Below are 17,101 nucleotides of genomic sequence, written 5' to 3' on the forward strand. Positions count from 1 at the left end.
TCTTTCTCGGCTCTCGGCTCTCGGCTCTCGGCTCTCGGCTCTCGGCTCTCGGCTCTCGGCTCTCGGCTCTCGGCTCTATTTCTCTAATGCCCAACGAATTGTGTTTTCTAATAAGGTCGCGCCATAGGTTGTCATAATGGATTCTGGGTGAAATTGAAAGCCACACACTTTGTGATTTTCTTCGACGACAGACATGACTAGCCCATCAACTTGCGCAGTCACGGTTAGCGCATCACTCACATGAGTCGCAACCAAAGAATGATAACGAGCAATCGCAAAAGGTGAGGGTAAGTTCTGATAGGTTGGATGATTGTCATGCACCATCATCGATACCTTGCCATGAATGATCTCACCTGCGCCTGCCACCGTGCCACCGTAGGCTTCTACAATCGCTTGATGCCCTAAACAAATACCAATCATCGGTACTTTACCTTTTAAGCGTTGAATCAGTTCTGGCATACAACCCGCTTCCGATGGAGCCCCAGGCCCTGGAGAAAGCACAATGACCGGATTTTCCAGTTGCTTGACGGCTTGTTCAATAGTTTCTGCTGATAAACTATTACGATAAATCGTCACGTCATGACCGAGTGTGCGAAATTGGTCAACGAGGTTGTAGGTAAATGAATCAAAGTTATCAATAAAAAGAATGTTCGCCATGATGATCACCTTAACCTTGTTGATTATCTGTTGAGTTGACCTGATGGGCCAGTTGAATCGCGCTAATGCACGCTTGTGCTTTTCCTCGGGTTTCGTCAGCTTCCGATTGTGGGTCTGAGTCAAATACCACACCGGCACCGGCTTGAATGTGAGCGATACCATTTTCAACATACGCTGAACGAATCACGATACAAGTATCAAGGTCGCCTTCGCCGGTTAAATAACCAACGGCACCGCCATAAGTACCGCGACGTTGTTGTTCGACATCACGAATTAATTGCATCGCACGAATTTTAGGAGCGCCAGTGAGCGTGCCCATGTTCATGCAAGCTTGATAAGCATGTAGGGCATCAAGGTCACAGCGTAACTCACCAACTACTCGTGACACCAAATGCATCACATGGCTATAACGGTCAACTTTTAGTAAGTCGGCGACATGGCGAGAACCTGCTGTAGCGATTCTTGCGACATCATTACGTGCCAAATCTACTAACATCATGTGTTCGGCATTTTCTTTTTTATCATTACGTAGTTCTAATTCAATACGGCTATCGAGGTCAAAGTTAATTGAGCCATCGGCATTTTTACCCCGACGACGAGTGCCTGCTATTGGGTAGATTTCGATTTGCTCGCTATCTGCATCGTATTTCAATGCGCTCTCTGGTGATGCACCAAATAAAGTAAACAACTCATCTTTCATGTAAAACATATATGGACTTGGGTTACTTTGTTTCAGTGCTTTATAAGCTGAAAGTGGTGATGGACAAGGGAGGGAAAAGCGGCGCGATGGAACCACTTGGAAAATATCACCTTTAACGACGAACTCTTTTAAGTTGCGTACAATTTGGCAAAAATCTTCATCAGAAATATTCGTATCCACTGACATGTCCGCGACTTCTGTTGCTTGCGGTAGTGGGGCAACATCGGTGCAATGTTCAGTAATATTGGCTAGGCGTTGTTTTAATTCTGCTTGGATGCTGTTGGTGCTATTAAAAGCGGTTGCTTGTACGCTGCAGTGCTGAGTTTGGTGATCAAAAATCATTAATGTTTCTGCAACGTAGAAAACGTAATCAGGGCAATTATCAATGGTTTTGGCTTCACCTAAGTCTTCAAAGTTTGCAACGAGATCGTAAGCAAAGGAGCCTCCAATGAAAATAGCGAGTTTTTTGTTTGTGCCTAAGGAATCGGGGAGTTGTGATAAATCAAAGCTGTGCTGAACGACACGTAAAGCATCAAAGCTAGAAGATTGACGCAGACGAGAATCTTCATCAATGGCGTCGTTAGGCGCATCGAAAGAAAGAGTTAAAGTTTTGTCCGTTGCTTGCGTGAGTACATCACTGGTTAAATTAGCTTTGACCGCTTGCAGTAAGTTTTGACCATTCAAGCTTTTCGCTGTCATGGTAACTTGGTGTCCATGGCATTCAATACGAACCGCAGCATCAATCAGGAGTAGACTTTTTAAATTTGCTTTTGAGCTGATTTCTGCACTTTCAAGTAACAGACTATTTTGTGTCTCAAGTGCATTGTCATTAACGCATAATGCATGGAAAACTTGTGTTGGATCCTCTAGATATGGTGTGTCCACTTGAAACACTTCAATTGGGTGTTTGTGGCCTATCTTACCCTGATGAATTTTCGCTGCCTTATTCATAAGACTTCCTTTAATCTTTAATTAAAATTCCGTTTGCTTTCACAAGTTTATCGCTACTTTATAGAGATAACCGCACAAGCTTTTGTTTACCACACTTTTTTACTCATCTACGTCTTTTATTTAAATTTTGTGGGGTGAGTAAAGTGAAAATGATGGTGTTGTTTATTAAGTGTTCAACTCAACGTCAGGTAATAAAAAACCCGCTGAATAGGGCGGGTTGATTAGTTTGAGGCTGACGTTAATCATGCTCACTTTTTCACCCATTGCCATAAAGAGATACGCCACATACGCCAATGGTTCAGCATAATCGCTGTCATGAAGGTTACTGTCTCCGCTAAATGAAGAGAATGAGGTACAGTACGATTTAGAATGATGTTATTATCTTGTAACAGATTGCTTGTCATATTCGCCTCCACGTCATTATGTTTAGGTTTATCTTTAAGTTCTTTTGGACTAGTAAACTAGTACGTGAGTTTTAAGTCAAGTATTTTTCAATATTAATGTCAGTTTAAGGCCATTTATTTTCATGAGAATCGATCTACATAGCCACACAACATGCTCAGATGGACGTTTAACACCTGTGCAATTATTGGATCGTGCTATTGAAATGAACTTAGAGGTTTTGGCCATTACTGACCATGATAGTGTGGATGCAATACCGCTAGCGCAAGATTACATTGCGAAGCAGTTTTTGCCATTGCATCTGATCACCGGTATTGAGTTTTCAACGGTATGGCAGAATAAAGATATTCATATTGTTGGTTTGGATATTGATATTCAAAACCCGCAATTGCAGCAATTAATTGAGTCGCAAAAGCAAAGGCGAATTGAGCGTTCAGAGTTAATGGCTGCTCGTTTAGCCAAACACACCAGAGAAGGGGTGTTGGAAGAAGTGAGGGCAATGGCAAATGGTGCTTCTATAACGCGTTCTCACTTTGCTAAATGGCTAGTAGAAAACGGCTACGCGAAAACCATGCAGCAAGTGTTTAAGAAATACTTAACGCGCAATAACCCGGGTTATGTTCCGCCGGTATGGTGCAGTATCGATGAAGCGGTTTCGGCGATACATGCCGCTGGTGGCGTTGCGGTTTTAGCGCACCCTGGACGTTATCAATTGACAGCGAAATGGTTGAAGCGTTTAATTGCTGCATTCGTTGAAGCAGGGGGGGATGCGATGGAAGTTGCTCAGCCTCAGCAAGCTCAACAAGAAAGAAGAACATTAGCCGACTATGCTATAGAAAACGGTTTACTTGCCTCGCAAGGGTCTGATTTTCATTATCCATCTCCGTGGACTGAGCTTGGTCGTAATTTATGGTTACCATCTGGTGTTGAACCAGTATGGAAAGATTGGCAGCAGATTGCACATTTAGAATTTGGGGCTAAACAAGCCTAAGCCTTTAAGCATGAGTGAATCTGGCTTCGCCAATGTGATTGAGCTTACAATTCAATTGTCGGCTTAATCTTTATCTCAATTAGGAGTATCAATGAGCCAATTTTTTTATCTACATCCAGAAAATCCTCAAGCTCGTTTGATTAATCAAGCGGTGGCGATTATTCGTAATGGTGGTGTGATTGTCTATCCAACGGACTCTGGTTATGCACTTGGCTGCCAACTTGAAAACAAAAATGCTTTAGAGCGTATTTGTCGAATTCGTAAGATCGATGATAAGCATAATTTCACTTTGTTGTGTCGTGACCTTTCTGAATTATCACTTTATGCCCGTATCGATAACACCGCTTTTCGTTTATTGAAAAATAATACTCCGGGCGCTTATACTTTCATTTTTAAAGGTACTAAAGAGGTACCACGCCGTTTGATGAATGCGAAACGTAAAACGATTGGTATTCGTATTCCTGATAATAAAATCGCGTTGGATTTACTCGAAGCATTAGGTGAGCCTTTGATGTCGACGACATTAATTCTCCCAGGGAATGATTATGCAGAATCGGATCCAGAAGATATTCGCGATAAGTTAGAGCATTCGGTTGATTTGATCATGAATGGTGGGTTCCTTGGGGAGCAACCAACCACCGTTGTTGATTTTAGCGATGACGAAATGGTGATTGTTCGTCGTGGTGCTGGTGATACCGCGCCATTTGAATAAAATGTAGTCGTACATATTACCTTATGTGTGAATAGAGAGCCCTGCATTCAATTGCGGGGCTTTGTTGTTTTAAACATTCAGCTATCTACCAAACTAGTGTATACTTTGTTGCCTTTTCTTCATCTGTATGACAGGTAAAGAAAAGAAACTAATTTTAATTTATTGTTTTATAAAGTTTATTTTTAAATGAAGCAATGAAGACGGCTGTGAAGTCGACGAATAATAGGTAAATAAATGAGCGAAAAGTTACAGAAGATTTTAGCCCGTGCAGGCAATGGCTCTCGTCGTGAACTAGAAACGATGATTCAAGCTGGCCGTGTGAGCATTAATGGGCAAGTGGCTAAACTAGGCGACCGATTGGAAGATGAAAATGCCATCGTTCGTATTGATGGCCACAAAGTTTCAGTAAAAGATTCTGAAGACGTGATTTGCCGAGTTTTAGCTTACAACAAACCTGAGGGTGAGCTTTGTACTCGTCATGATCCAGAAGGTCGCCGTACCGTATTTGATCGCTTACCTAAGATTAAGGGTTCGCGTTGGGTATCGGTTGGTCGTCTTGATGCCAATACTGGCGGTTTATTGTTGTTCACGACGGATGGTGAACTGGCTAACCGCCTAATGCACCCAAGTCGCCAAGTTGAGCGTGAGTATTTAGTTCGTGTCTTTGGTGAAATAAACGAAGAGATGGTTCGTAACGTAACTCGTGGTGTAGAACTTGAAGACGGCATGGCTCGTTTTGAAGATGTTGTCTACGCTGGTGGTGAAGGCATGAACCATACATTTTACGTCATGATCACAGAAGGCCGTAACCGTGAAGTTCGTCGTTTGTGGGAATCACAAGGCGTAACGGTTAGCCGCCTTAAACGTGTTCGTTATGGTGATATCTTCTTAGAAAAAGCACTACCACGCGGTGGCTGGGTAGAGCTTGAGCTTAAAGAAGTGAACTACTTACGTGAAATGGTTGAGCTAAAACCAGAAAAAGAAACCTTAATTGACCCAGATAAACATTCGCGTAAACGTGATCGTTCTCGTGGTCAGAAAATTCGTCGCGCAGTTAAGCGCCACGAAGAACGTTCAACGACACCTAAAGGTCGTGGGCGTAGTGCTTCTCGCGGTAATGTTGCGACAAAAGGCACAACAACAAACAAAGTGAATAATGGTGAAGCGGTAGGTGGACGTCAAGGTAAGCAGACGAATCGTCGCAAGCCATCTTCTACGGCAGGTAAGCCTAGAACTCGTCAATAATCATTATTGAGTTTTGAGATAAAAAACAAAAAGCCCCATCAAGTTGAACTTGGTGGGGCTTTTATTTGACCAGATTCACTACGTTGTTACGACGTTAATCTCGTTTCCATAAAATATGACAAAACTTGTTATCTGGATCTCGGCTAATCAGCATGCGAGCAAACACATCATCCAAAGCATCATCAGCTTCATTGACTAATCCAACTTTCACTTCAGCATAAGTCTCTTTATCGACATCAAAACCAACGTGCTGCCCCCAGTCATCACCAGTCTCAACGACTTCAGCCGCACCTCGGTCTTCAAATTGCATTGTGAATAAGATGACATCTGCTGCTTCTAGGTTGTCGGGTGCCATTTCCAAAAAAATGTCATAGCCCACTTCGATTACATCATCGTAAGAGATTAAATCCGTCATTGTTACCTTAATTTATTTGGTTGGTGTACTTGATAAAAATTAAAAAAGCGATCAATCAAGTAGGATTAACCGCTTTAATTATTTATGAAATGATTAGTCTGCGCGGCCCATGAACTTACGCTCGGCCGTGTTGATTTTGATTTTTTCGCCGTTTGAGATGTATTCCGGTACTTGCACCACAAGACCTGTTGTTAATGTTGCAGGTTTTGTACGAGCACTCGCTGATGCACCTTTAATCGAAGGTGACGTTTCTGCAATTTCAAGTTCAACACTTGAAGGAAGCTCAACAGCAACTGGTTTTTCATTAACGATAACAACGCTTAGACCTTGAGTCTCTTCGTTGAAGAATAATGCTTCGTCTTCAATGGCCGTTTTATTGAAGTGATACGGTGTGTAATCTTCATTGTCCATGAAGACATACTCATCACCATCGATATACGAGAACATGACGCTATGACGGCTAAAGTCAGCAAGCGTTAGAATCTCATCGGCTTTGAAGCTTTCATCCGATTTTGCACCAGTTGCTACATCGTACATACGCATGCGGTAAAGGCTTGCACCAGCACGACCACTTGGTGTTAACTTGCTGATTTCACGTACTGAGAATACTCGACCGTTAAGTTCAACAACGGCATTTTTTTTAATTTCACTAGCTTTAGGCATGATTTTTCCTGAGTTAAATCTAAGAAGCACAGAGGCTCTTTGTGTTTGAAAGTATATTTGAGCAAGAAAATATCACGATATGAACCTAACACCAAAAATAATTATTCGTTTAGGTTATACCCAAAGTAATTGGAGTTGCAACAAGGCGACAAGTGAATGAAGCCCCATGAGTTTAGCTTGTCTAAATGATTGGATGAATGAGCGTTGTCAACAAAGCAGCAGCTTCAAGTACGAAGGGTATATTAAAATAGACCAATTTGCGGTGCGATAATCGATTCAAAGTCTAGTCCGATAAAAGGCAAAATCGCATCCGCAACGGGCTTTATCTGTTTATCGATATAGTGTTGATAATCGATTGGGCTTTCTAGGTAATCTTTAGGTTCAGGGCCATTGAGTGTGAACAGGTATTCAATTCGGCCTTTATTTTGATATTGAAGAGGGCGACCTAAACGTGCATTTTTGTCATCGGCTAATCGTGCTGCACGTACTTGCGGTGGAATGTTTTTTTGATACTCACTTAACTTACGACGTAAACGCTTTTGATAAACAAGATCGTCGTCATAATGTCCATTTTGAGTATCTTCGACGTACTGGCGAATAAACGTTTGTGGATCTTCATCATGAAAGATCATCGAATACAGTTTGTGTTGAAAATGATGAGAAAGAGGGGTCCAGTCGGTACGCGCACTTTCAAGGCCTTTAAAGACCATTTTTTCTTTTCCATCGGTATTAATCAGGCCGCAATAGCGTTTTTTTGATCCGGTTTCTGAGCCTCGAATAGTCGGCATTAAAAAGCGTTGATAATGGGTTTCGTATTCAAGCTCTAAGGCAGATTTCAGGTTATATTCATCTTTAATATGCTGTTGCCACCATAGGTTAATTTCTTCAATCAGCTTTTGGCCAATTTGATCGGCTTGTTGTTGGCTGTGAGGTTCGATTAAAGAGACAAACAAAGAGTCAGTGTCACCATAAATCACTTGGTAACCTTTACCTTCGATTAATACTCGTGTTTGCTTCATAATTTCATGCCCACGCATGGTAATCGAGGACGCTAACCTTGTGTCAAAGAAGCGACAACCAGAAGAACCCAACACGCCGTAAAATGAATTCATGATGATCTTGATGGCTTGCGAAAAGGCAGCTTCATTATTTTTCTTTGCAATATCACGAGCAGCCCACAATTCTTCAATCATGTTGGGTAAGAAATGTTTGGTACGGTGAAATTGCCCGCCACGAAACCCTGCAACCGCTTGATGTTCATCTTTGCCAATATCAAGCTTCAAGCCTTCGACTAATCCCATGGGATCAATCAAAAAGGTGCGGATAATCGAAGGGTAGAGTGATTTGAAATCGAGTACTAACACCGAGTGGTAGAGCCCTGGGTCGGAATCCATGACATAACCACCTGGGCTGGCAAACCAGTTTTCTGAATGAAGATTAGGGGCGATATATCCAGCTCGATGCAATTGCGGTAAATACAAATTGGTAAAGGCCGCAACTGAACCACCAATACGATCGAGTTCGACGCCGGTTAATCGAGAGCGTTCAATCGCAAATTGCAGCAAATGTGTTTTTTCAAAAATGCGGGTGACTAAACGGCAATCTTGCAAATTGTAGGTTGCGAGCGACCGTTTATCTTCTCTAAATTGGCGATTAATTTCATCCATACGATTAAATGGGTCATGGATAATTTTACCTTCGCCGAGTAAGCTTTGAGCGACGGACTCTAACGCCCAGGAGTTAAAATGGTAGGTTGCTGTTTTGAGAGTGTCGATACCATCAAGTACCACTCGACCGGGAATGGAAACAAAGCCTTGCTGAGTGTTATTCGATTGTCGGAAATACAGTTTTTGTTGTGCTCTTCCTAGCTTCAGCGGCAATTTATGCCACTCGGCTCGTTTAGCTAACAGTCGAAAATCGAAGTCGATGACATTCCATCCAATAATAATATCGGGGTCAAATTGCTCAAACCAAGCGATTAATGCGATTAGCAGGGCGTATTCGTTCTCCACCCATTGAATATGAAGACCAGTTTCACCGTGTTGTGGATCGCCAATCATAATGACTCGACTGTCCATGTGAGAGTCGAGACCTACCGAGTACAAAATACCTTTCTCTGAACATTCAATATCTAAAGAAACAACGCTAAGATTTGGTTGATAATCAGCGGCTTTACAGCGAGCTTGAGTGACTTTCTGGTAATGTTTTTGTTGTGAAAATTGGCCGGTAAATTGAATGCCACCGCGAATAAACCGTTCCATTAAGTAACGATCAGTTAGGCGGATATCGTCTTCAAAATGATCTATATCTGCTTGAGTTAATAGGTTTCTTGCTTGGTTGGCGAGTTGAATGGTCGAGAAATAACAAGCGCACACTAGCTCTTGGTTAAAAGTCTTAAGGGGAAGGGATTGGATCTCAAATGTGATGTTGTGCTTTTTTAACGTGTTGCTGGTTTCTTGTTGCTGCTCTTGTCGAACAAAAAAGACACTGCGTTCAGCAGCAATCAATAACTGAGTCGGGCCGTTATCTGTAGCAACCCAAATTTCTATTTGTGTAAGAGATCCAGACTGATGCAAATCACGAGCTTGGCGTGTTAGCACAAAGCCTTGCTCTATCTGAGATATATTCGGTGCTGTAGAACAATTCAAGCGAGAGCCAATCCTAATCGATGAAGTGGTCGTATGATAACAAATGCTTATTAATGATGTTGAGTTTTCACTTTTATATTCTTTTCGCTATCTGAGTATAAAAATGTTGTTTTTATACTAAATTCGAACTTGCATTATTAACCAAACCATTAATAATGCTTAAGTAATTGTTTGATTTTGTAGAGCTTACTTCAAGTACCCTTATACAATTACCCTTCATGGCAGGTTACATCTATCATGGATTGGTCACAAAATAGTGCTAATTCTGAGATTAACAGTCATTTTGTGATGGTAAATAAGTTAGAATGTAGTGACCAGCGGCTAATAATCTCGTTGGTCTAGCGATAATCCAAGTGTGGAGATACAAGAGTGATAAATGTTTTCCTTGTAGATGATCACGAACTGGTTCGCACAGGGATTCGACGTATAATTGAAGACGTCCGTGGAATGAAAGTAGTAGGGGAAGCTGACAGTGGTGAGAATTCTGTAAAATGGTGCCGTGCTAATCACGCGGACGTTATTTTAATGGATATGAATATGCCAGGCATTGGTGGCCTTGAAGCGACCAAGAAAATTTTACGTTTCAATCCTGACATCAAAATCATTGTTCTAACAATACATACTGAAAACCCATTTCCAACCAAAGTCATGCAAGCGGGTGCTGCTGGTTACCTAACCAAAGGTGCTGCGCCAGATGAAATGGTTAATGCGATTAGAATGGTCAACAGCGGTCAGCGTTATATTTCCCCGGAAATAGCGCAACAGATGGCATTGAGCCAGTTTTCAGCACCTTCTGATAACCCATTTAAAGAACTATCTGAACGTGAACTGCAGATCATGATGATGATCACCAAAGGTCAAAAAGTGACGGATATTTCTGAGCAACTTAACCTTAGCCCTAAAACCGTCAATAGCTATCGCTACCGATTGTTTAGTAAGTTAAATATTAATGGTGATGTTGAGTTAACGCATCTCGCAATCCGTTACGGCATGATAAATACAGAGACGTTGTAGTGCCAGACCCGTTTGATTCTGCTTCTTTTCTATCGACAGTTTCTGATCAGCCCGGTGTTTATCGAATGTATAACGCCGAGGCTGACGTTATTTATGTTGGTAAAGCCAAGAATTTATTCAAACGTCTTTCCAGTTATTTTCGTAAAAATCTAGATAACGAAAAAACTAAGGCTCTTGTTAGCCATATTGCCAAAATTGATGTCACGGTAACGCATACTGAAACCGAGGCACTAATTTTAGAGCACAACTACATTAAGCAATACCTTCCTAAATATAATGTGCTGTTAAGAGATGATAAGTCTTATCCTTATATTCTCATCACAAAGCACAAACATCCTCGTCTTGCCTACCATCGTGGCGCGAAGAAAAGGAAAGGGGAGTACTTTGGTCCTTATCCGGATGCGGGCGCAGTGCGAGAAACGCTACACCTCTTGCAAAAAATTATTCCGGTTCGCCAATGTGAAGATAGTATTTACGCGAATCGAACGAGACCGTGCTTGATGTATCAAATTGAGCGTTGTTCAGGCCCATGTGTTAAAGGTCTAATTAGTGATGAAGAGTATGCAGAAAGTGTCAACTATGTTCGCTTATTCTTACAAGGTAAAGATGATCTGGTTCTCAATGCCTTAATTCAAAAAATGGATGAGGCGAGTCAAGCATTGGCGTTTGAAAAAGCCGCCAAATATCGCGATCAAATTCAGGCTATTCGTCGTGTGCAAGAGCAGCAGTCAGTATCAAATGATAGTGCTGAAGATATGGACGTGATTGGCTTTGCTAAAGAAAATGGCCTTGCTTGTGTACATATCTTAATGATTCGACAAGGTAAGGTGCTGGGAAGTCGTAGCCATTTTCCTAAAATCCCTAATAATACTGATGATCACGAAGTGTTTTCGAGCTTTTTGAATCAGTATTATCTTAGCCATAACGAAGCATCGACCATACCAACTCGTATTACCTATAACGCAGATCTGTTTGATGATGAAAGTCCATTACAAGCGGCATTGACAGAAATCGCCGGTCGTAAAGTAACGTTTCATGTTAGCCCTAGAGGGATCCGAGGCCGTTATCTTAATTTGGCCAACACCAATGCTCGCAGTGCGTTAACGTCGAAGATTAGTCATAAAATGACAGTGAATCAGCGGGTTAAAGAACTAGAAACCGAGTTTGGTATGGAACGCATTGAGCGCATGGAATGTTTCGATATCAGCCATACGATGGGAGAAAGTACGATTGCTTCTTGTGTGGTGTTTAATCGTGAAGGCCCGGTTAAACAAGAGTACCGTCGTTATAATATTGAAGGTATTACTGGGGGCGATGATTATGCTGCAATGGGACAGGTGTTGGAACGTCGCTATTCAAAGCAACAGTATACTGATGAAATCTATGCAGAAAAAATACCGGATGTTATTTTTATTGACGGAGGTAAAGGACAACTTAACCGCGCTTATGAGATAATCCAAAAACATTGGCAGGATTGGCCTAAAAAACCAGAATTAATTGGTATCGCCAAAGGGGTCACCAGAAAACCTGGTTTAGAAACCTTAATTAAAGTCACAGGTGAAGAGTTTAATTTACCAAGTGACGCACCTGCATTACATTTGATCCAACATATTCGCGATGAAAGCCATAATCATGCAATTAGTGGGCACAGAGCGAAAAGAGCAAAGACAAGAAGAACGAGTACTTTAGAAGGTATTGAAGGCGTTGGCCCAAAACGCCGTCAAGCATTATTGAAATATATGGGTGGTATACAAGAATTAAAACGAGCAACTGTAGAAGAAATAGCCAAAGTCCCTGGGATCAGTAAATCTTTGGCAGAAATCATTCATGAAGCATTGAAACCCTGACCGTTTTAACGCAACATTAAGCCGCACTCTCCAAGAGACGTAATTATGCGATTTACAATACCAAACATTTTAACTTTACTTCGGCTTGCGTTAATACCTGTTTTCGTTGCCGTTTTCTATCTGCCTTATTCATGGGCTCCGTTTGCTGCTGCAATGGTGTTTTGGGTCGCAGGGTTTACCGATTGGCTCGATGGGGTGTTGGCGAGGAAATTAGGCCAAACGTCTCGTTTTGGTGCTTTTTTAGATCCGGTCGCTGATAAAGTAATGGTCGCCGCGGCACTGATTTTAATCACTGAACATTATCACACCATTTGGATTACTATTCCGGCTGCGACCATGATTGCTCGCGAAATCATCATTTCAGCATTGCGTGAATGGATGGCTGAAATTGGTAAACGAGCAAGTGTCGCTGTTTCTTGGATTGGTAAGTGGAAAACATTGTCACAAATGTTTGCGCTTTGGGTATTAATTTGGCGTTATGACGATTGGATGGTATGGCTAGGTTACGTTGCTTTATATGTTGCAACCGCTCTAACGTATTGGTCTATGTATCAATATTTAAAAGCTGCGAAAGGTGACTTGCTTGCCGGTGAGAATAATTAATTTTATTTATTGAATAACGAAAGCCTCGCATACTCTGCGGGGCTTTCTTTATCTGGCGGGTTTAAACTTAAACTAGCTATAGAAACGAATGCCTTTTTGTAGGCAAGCCCAGATCTGCTTATTTTGCACTGGGAATTCATCTGTAGAGCTTAAGGCTAAACGTGCGGATTCGTTTGTACTGACTGCCATAATCGCTTTTCGATCAGCATTAAGCATTGCACCATTACCAAGTGCTTTGGCTAAAAAGTCAAAAACCATTTTAGGTTCTGCTCTCGGATCGAAAAGACTGCCGATAAAGTGGCTGCTTGAATGGTTAAACAAACGGCCCGCTAGTCCTTTATATTTATAAGCAATCTGCAAAGCTAAGGCTGGATTACTCGCTTGTTCGGTATGTAAATGTGGTTGTTTATCGGTAATTCCAGTTTCGATGACTTTTTTCTGCTTTGGGCATAAATAGATCGCCTGATTGTTAAAACTACAAATTGCAAACGTAGACTTCAATGCCTCATACTGAAACCAAACAATATTTCCCGGTTGAAATGACATTGTACACCTCATAAAACAATGTTAATAAATGACAGCATGTATCGAATAAGATGGCTCTTCAATAAAACATAGTGGCTAGCATTGTCTTTTGATGGGCTTCTCACGGAATTTGAAGTGGTTATGAAATTATTCAATCCATTTTCATGGATAAATTTTGCTAAAATTATCGGCAAAGTTAGCCTGTAAAATGTGCGATATATCGGTTTTTGACTGCAAAATAGACAAACGATTTAAAAATTGAAAAATAGTGTTGACGTGCTTGGCTGAATCCGTAAAATGCCATCCCGTACTCAAGAGGAACGCAACATAATTCGAAAGAGTTAAGTTCTTCTCAAGGTAAGGCGCCTTGGCAGAGTGGCTATGCAGCGGATTGCAAATCCGTGGACCTCGGTTCGACTCCGGGAGGCGCCTCCATTATCTTGATTGAGACAAAGCGACACTAGCTCAGCTGGTAGAGCGCAACCTTGCCAAGGTTGAGGTCACGAGTTCGAACCTCGTGTGTCGCTCCAAATTTTGCGATATGGACTCTTTTAAAGAATCGATATCAGATGGTGTTCTAACTTTTCAGTTAAGGCATCGCAATAAAGAATTGCGTGCCCTGGTGGTGGAATTGGTAGACACAAGGGATTTAAAATCCCTCGGCGTTCGCGCTGTGCCGGTTCAAGTCCGGCCCGGGGCACCATCTATAAAAGTCTACATTATGTAGCAATGCGACACTAGCTCAGCTGGTAGAGCGCAACCTTGCCAAGGTTGAGGTCACGAGTTCGAACCTCGTGTGTCGCTCCAAATAAGAAAGCCCTAGCAGAAATGCTAGGGCTTTTGCATTTTAAATTAAGTGATTTCGAGATTCGAGTTCTTCAGTGACACAGGCTCAGCTGGTAGAGCGCAACCTTGCCAAGGTTGAAGTCACGGCTAGTTCATAAAAGCAGGGAACCTCGTGTGTCGATCCAAATAAGAAAGCCCTAGCAGAAATGCTGGGGCTTTCTTATATTTCAAATTAAGTGATTTCGAGGTTCGAGTTCTTCAGCGACACTAGCTCAGCTGGTAGAGCGCAATCTTGCCAAGGTTGAGGTCACGCCTAGTTCGTAAAAGCAGGGGACCTCGTGTGTCGCTCCAAATAAGAAAGCCCTAGTAGAAATGCTGGGGCTTTTTTGCGTTTCAATCGATGCTCATAAAGTTAGTCGGATGTTCTTGAGTAGTTAATTGTTTTTTTACTGAGCTTACAAGTGTTTCGCTTTTTGGGTGCTTTGAGGTAAAATCGCGCCAAACAGAAACATCTGTACGCTCAACTGGAAGAAATTATGTCTCTTGATGCTTATCATCTTATCCGTTTGTTTAAACACCAAGCTCAACAACGTGCTGATCAAATTGCGTTGGAAGGCTTTGAAATTCAGGCTCCTTGGAATCTTGTAACTTGGCAGAAACTTGAAGAGCAAACTGATAAATTGGCAAAAGTGTTAATTAAGCTTGGTGTTTCTATCCAAGATAAATGCGCTATCCTTTCACAAAACTGCCCACAATGGACTTATGCCGATTTGGCGAGTTTAAAGGCGAGAGCTGTGGTTGTGCCTATCTACCCAACCAGTACGCTTGAACAAGCACAATTTATTTTAAATGATGCCGAAGTAAAGGTGTTGTTTGTAAATGATGCTCAGCAATACCAAATGGCATGTGAGTTACAAGAGCAACTACCGGGTATTGAATCTATCGTGGTGTTTGATCGTACGGTGACTTTAAAGGCTCGTCCTCAACATTGGCACCTAGATGAATTGCTGGGTGATAACTTCAAAATAGATACCATACAGTCTCAATCGCTAGCAGAGCGAATCGAGCAGGTGAATCTTGATGATCTTGTAACCTTGATTTATACATCGGGTACCACGGGTGATCCTAAAGGTGTAATGTTAGATTACCGCAATTTTGCTTCTACGATTGCTCAGCATGATGAAGTATTAGGCTTTACAGAGGGTGATACTTCGTTAGCATTTCTTCCATTGAGCCATGTGTTTGAACGTAGTTGGTCATTCTATGTATTAGCGCGCGGTGGTAAAAATGTTTATTTGCAAGATACCAATCGTGTTAAACAAGCGATCAGTGCGACTAAGCCCAATACTCTGTGCGTAGTACCAAGATTTTTAGAAAAAGTGTACAGCGCAATCCAAGAACAAGTAACCAAAGGCAGCAAAGTTAAACAACTGATCTTTGCTTGGGCGATGAAGGTAGGTAAGAAGCAATTTGAAGCTAACCAAGGTCGTCATTCATCAAATGTTTTTCTTAAGTGGCAAAATCAACTGGCGACGAAACTTGTCTTCAGTAAATTACAAAATGCACTCGGTGGTCGCTTGAAGTTTATGCCTTGTGGTGGTGCGGCGCTAGATGCCGATGTTGCCGGTTTTTTCCATGCGATCAATGTTCCAGTGTTATGTGGCTATGGTATGACAGAAACTACCGCAACAGTGACCTGCAATACTATAGATAACCGCGTGACAGGCTCAAATGGTCAACCATTAAGTCAAACTGAAGTGAAGTTGGGCAAAGATAACGAAATCTTGATCCGCGGTGATATTGTCATGAAAGGCTATTACAACCGCCCTGAAGATACATCAGAAACATTTGAAGATGGTTGGTTAAAAACGGGCGATGCCGGTCAGTTTGATGAAAATGGTAATTTATACATTACCGATCGTATTAAAGAATTAATGAAAACCTCCAATGGTAAATACATTGCTCCGCAACGTGTAGAAGGCAAAGTTGGCAGCTGTTCTTTCATCGAACAAGTTGCGATTGTTGCTGATGCGAAAAATTATGTGACTGCGTTAATCGTTCCTGCTTTTGAAGCGTTAGATACTTGGGCGAAAGAGAAAGGTATTCATTATGAGTCGCCATTGGAGTTATTGAAGCATAGCCATGTGGTTGAGCATTTTGAGCAAAGGCTGAAGCATTTACAAAAAGAATTAGCCGGCTTTGAAAAAATTAAAAAATTCACCTTATTACCAAAAGAATTTTCAATTGAAGAAGGCTTAATTACCCCTACATTGAAACTGCGTCGTAAAAAGATTTACGAAAAATACAAAAAAGAAATCCAGGCAATGTACGCGGCGAAGAAGTCGTAATGAGATTAAAATCAACAACTTCATGATGTGATGAAAGGGGAGGAATAATTAATTTTATTTCTCCCTTTAAAATTGTTTGCGTTGAAAATAATTTTTGTGTTATTTTCCGCCACAATCTCAAGGTTAAACCTAATAATTGATTAGGGGTAGCGTTACCTTAGGGGGATACGCGTAAGGACATTCAAGCTGATTGTGCCATTACGTATGAGTAGGTACTGTTAACATCGAGTTAATCAGTAGACGGGAACCGGTGCGAAAGACATCCGCATTGTTATAGGAAGCCCAACTTTGAAAACATTAATCCAGATTTTAAAAATCAGCTTTACTCATCTTAATCGTTCAATTGTGGCCTTTTTGCGCACGATGGAACGTTGTCATATTACGAGTTCAACTAGTTATAGTTGTACTCCGTTAAGTCGCCGTACTTCAAACATCACAGAACCGTGATTTATATTCGCTAATTTCTGATTTGCTTTTTGCATTTCTCGCCTATTGTTTGCAATTTTATTTGTGAACAAGGGAGGCGTTTAGTGTCTTCAATTTGAAGTAATGACTTATTTTCATTGAAGTCGGTTTGGCGGTTAATTCTGCCAG

At 41.5% G+C, this 17,101-nt stretch carries 14 protein-coding genes and 5 tRNA genes; 12 read left to right on the top strand and 7 right to left on the bottom strand.

Annotation, left to right across the window (positions count from 1 at the left end; translation table 11 throughout):
- Nucleotides 1–75: 75 nt before the first annotated feature.
- The 3 genes from VRUMOI_RS05895 to VRUMOI_RS19210 form a co-directional block, all read right to left on the bottom strand.
- Nucleotides 76–657, bottom strand: coding sequence for an aminodeoxychorismate/anthranilate synthase component II (locus VRUMOI_RS05895; RefSeq protein WP_089138709.1), 582 nt, complete (start codon nt 655–657; stop codon nt 76–78).
- Between the two features lie 10 nt (nt 658–667).
- Nucleotides 668–2,308: an anthranilate synthase component 1 gene (locus tag VRUMOI_RS05900; protein ID WP_089138710.1), complete on the bottom strand. Its 1,641-nt coding sequence runs from the start codon at nt 2,306–2,308 to the stop codon at nt 668–670.
- Nucleotides 2,309–2,556: 248 nt separating this feature from the next.
- The gene (locus tag VRUMOI_RS19210) at nt 2,557–2,712 is read right to left on the bottom strand and encodes a hypothetical protein (RefSeq protein WP_162598346.1); all 156 of its coding nucleotides are present in this window, start codon (nt 2,710–2,712) and stop codon (nt 2,557–2,559) included.
- 122 nt (nt 2,713–2,834) lie between these two features.
- Here VRUMOI_RS19210 and rnm point away from each other — a divergent pair, with 122 nt between their 5' ends.
- The 3 genes from rnm to rluB all read left to right on the top strand — a co-directional run bounded on the left by rnm (nt 2,835) and on the right by rluB (nt 5,658).
- Complete coding sequence (gene rnm, locus VRUMOI_RS05905; RefSeq protein WP_089138711.1) at nt 2,835–3,701, top strand: RNase RNM; 867 nt, start codon at nt 2,835–2,837, stop codon at nt 3,699–3,701.
- 91 nt (nt 3,702–3,792) lie between these two features.
- Entirely contained in the window at nt 3,793–4,413 is a 621-nt protein-coding gene (locus VRUMOI_RS05910; RefSeq protein WP_089138712.1) for an L-threonylcarbamoyladenylate synthase, read from the top strand.
- A gap of 234 nt (nt 4,414–4,647) precedes the next feature.
- Nucleotides 4,648–5,658: a 23S rRNA pseudouridine(2605) synthase RluB gene (rluB, locus tag VRUMOI_RS05915; RefSeq protein ID WP_089138713.1), complete on the top strand. Its 1,011-nt coding sequence runs from the start codon at nt 4,648–4,650 to the stop codon at nt 5,656–5,658.
- A gap of 94 nt (nt 5,659–5,752) precedes the next feature.
- Here rluB and VRUMOI_RS05920 read toward each other — a convergent pair whose 3' ends face one another.
- From VRUMOI_RS05920 to VRUMOI_RS05930, 3 genes are all read right to left on the bottom strand, one after another.
- Entirely contained in the window at nt 5,753–6,073 is a 321-nt protein-coding gene (locus VRUMOI_RS05920) for an HI1450 family dsDNA-mimic protein (RefSeq protein WP_089138714.1), read from the bottom strand.
- Nucleotides 6,074–6,166: 93 nt separating this feature from the next.
- Nucleotides 6,167–6,736, bottom strand: coding sequence for an elongation factor P-like protein EfpL (efpL, locus tag VRUMOI_RS05925; protein WP_089138715.1), 570 nt, complete (start codon nt 6,734–6,736; stop codon nt 6,167–6,169).
- Nucleotides 6,737–6,978: 242 nt separating this feature from the next.
- Nucleotides 6,979–9,384 carry a DNA polymerase II gene (locus VRUMOI_RS05930; protein WP_231897493.1) on the bottom strand — a complete coding sequence of 802 codons (2,406 nt, stop codon included), beginning with the start codon at nt 9,382–9,384 and terminating at the stop codon, nt 6,979–6,981.
- Nucleotides 9,385–9,753: 369 nt separating this feature from the next.
- On the opposite strand from VRUMOI_RS05930, the gene uvrY reads away from it, so the two are divergent.
- From uvrY to pgsA, 3 genes are read left to right on the top strand one after another with little or no spacing between them, the layout of a single operon-like run.
- A complete protein-coding gene (gene uvrY, locus VRUMOI_RS05935) occupies nt 9,754–10,398 on the top strand; it encodes a UvrY/SirA/GacA family response regulator transcription factor (protein ID WP_089138716.1) in 645 nt (214 codons plus the stop codon).
- Nucleotides 10,398–12,245: an excinuclease ABC subunit UvrC gene (gene uvrC, locus VRUMOI_RS05940; protein WP_089138717.1), complete on the top strand. Its 1,848-nt coding sequence runs from the start codon at nt 10,398–10,400 to the stop codon at nt 12,243–12,245. Before uvrY ends, uvrC begins: the two co-directional genes overlap by 1 nt.
- A gap of 45 nt (nt 12,246–12,290) precedes the next feature.
- Nucleotides 12,291–12,848, top strand: coding sequence for a CDP-diacylglycerol--glycerol-3-phosphate 3-phosphatidyltransferase (gene pgsA / locus VRUMOI_RS05945; protein WP_089138718.1), 558 nt, complete (start codon nt 12,291–12,293; stop codon nt 12,846–12,848).
- A gap of 72 nt (nt 12,849–12,920) precedes the next feature.
- Here the strand turns inward: pgsA and VRUMOI_RS05950 are convergent, their stop codons facing one another.
- Entirely contained in the window at nt 12,921–13,394 is a 474-nt protein-coding gene (locus tag VRUMOI_RS05950) for a hypothetical protein (RefSeq protein WP_089138719.1), read from the bottom strand.
- Nucleotides 13,395–13,734: 340 nt separating this feature from the next.
- Here VRUMOI_RS05950 and VRUMOI_RS05955 point away from each other — a divergent pair.
- The 6 genes from VRUMOI_RS05955 to VRUMOI_RS05975 all read left to right on the top strand — a co-directional run bounded on the left by VRUMOI_RS05955 (nt 13,735) and on the right by VRUMOI_RS05975 (nt 16,507).
- Nucleotides 13,735–13,808 (top strand) — tRNA-Cys (locus VRUMOI_RS05955).
- Nucleotides 13,809–13,827: 19 nt separating this feature from the next.
- Nucleotides 13,828–13,903 (top strand) — tRNA-Gly (locus tag VRUMOI_RS05960).
- An 86-nt stretch (nt 13,904–13,989) separates the two neighbouring features.
- Nucleotides 13,990–14,076 (top strand) — tRNA-Leu (locus VRUMOI_RS05965).
- Between the two features lie 28 nt (nt 14,077–14,104).
- Nucleotides 14,105–14,180, top strand: a tRNA-Gly gene (locus tag VRUMOI_RS05970).
- A 240-nt stretch (nt 14,181–14,420) separates the two neighbouring features.
- Nucleotides 14,421–14,510 (top strand) — tRNA-Gly (locus VRUMOI_RS19215).
- 185 nt (nt 14,511–14,695) lie between these two features.
- Nucleotides 14,696–16,507 (top strand): AMP-dependent synthetase/ligase, encoded by a 1,812-nt coding sequence (locus tag VRUMOI_RS05975; protein ID WP_089138720.1) that lies wholly within the window; start codon nt 14,696–14,698, stop codon nt 16,505–16,507.
- Nucleotides 16,508–17,101 lie beyond the last annotated feature (594 nt).

The sequence above is a fragment of the Vibrio rumoiensis genome (genome assembly GCF_002218045.2).
GTDB lineage: Bacteria > Pseudomonadota > Gammaproteobacteria > Enterobacterales > Vibrionaceae > Vibrio > Vibrio rumoiensis.

Coding starts and splice junctions, on each gene's coding strand:
- VRUMOI_RS05900 (WP_089138710.1), bottom strand. CDS start 2,308: ATGAATAAGGCAGCGAAAATTCATCAGGGTAAGATAGGCCACAAACAC.
- efpL (WP_089138715.1), bottom strand. CDS start 6,736: ATGCCTAAAGCTAGTGAAATTAAAAAAAATGCCGTTGTTGAACTTAAC.
- VRUMOI_RS05895 (WP_089138709.1), bottom strand. CDS start 657: ATGGCGAACATTCTTTTTATTGATAACTTTGATTCATTTACCTACAAC.
- pgsA (WP_089138718.1), top strand. CDS start 12,291: ATGCGATTTACAATACCAAACATTTTAACTTTACTTCGGCTTGCGTTA.
- VRUMOI_RS05910 (WP_089138712.1), top strand. CDS start 3,793: ATGAGCCAATTTTTTTATCTACATCCAGAAAATCCTCAAGCTCGTTTG.
- VRUMOI_RS19210 (WP_162598346.1), bottom strand. CDS start 2,712: ATGACAAGCAATCTGTTACAAGATAATAACATCATTCTAAATCGTACT.
- VRUMOI_RS05920 (WP_089138714.1), bottom strand. CDS start 6,073: ATGACGGATTTAATCTCTTACGATGATGTAATCGAAGTGGGCTATGAC.
- rnm (WP_089138711.1), top strand. CDS start 2,835: ATGAGAATCGATCTACATAGCCACACAACATGCTCAGATGGACGTTTA.
- VRUMOI_RS05975 (WP_089138720.1), top strand. CDS start 14,696: ATGTCTCTTGATGCTTATCATCTTATCCGTTTGTTTAAACACCAAGCT.
- rluB (WP_089138713.1), top strand. CDS start 4,648: ATGAGCGAAAAGTTACAGAAGATTTTAGCCCGTGCAGGCAATGGCTCT.
- VRUMOI_RS05950 (WP_089138719.1), bottom strand. CDS start 13,394: ATGTCATTTCAACCGGGAAATATTGTTTGGTTTCAGTATGAGGCATTG.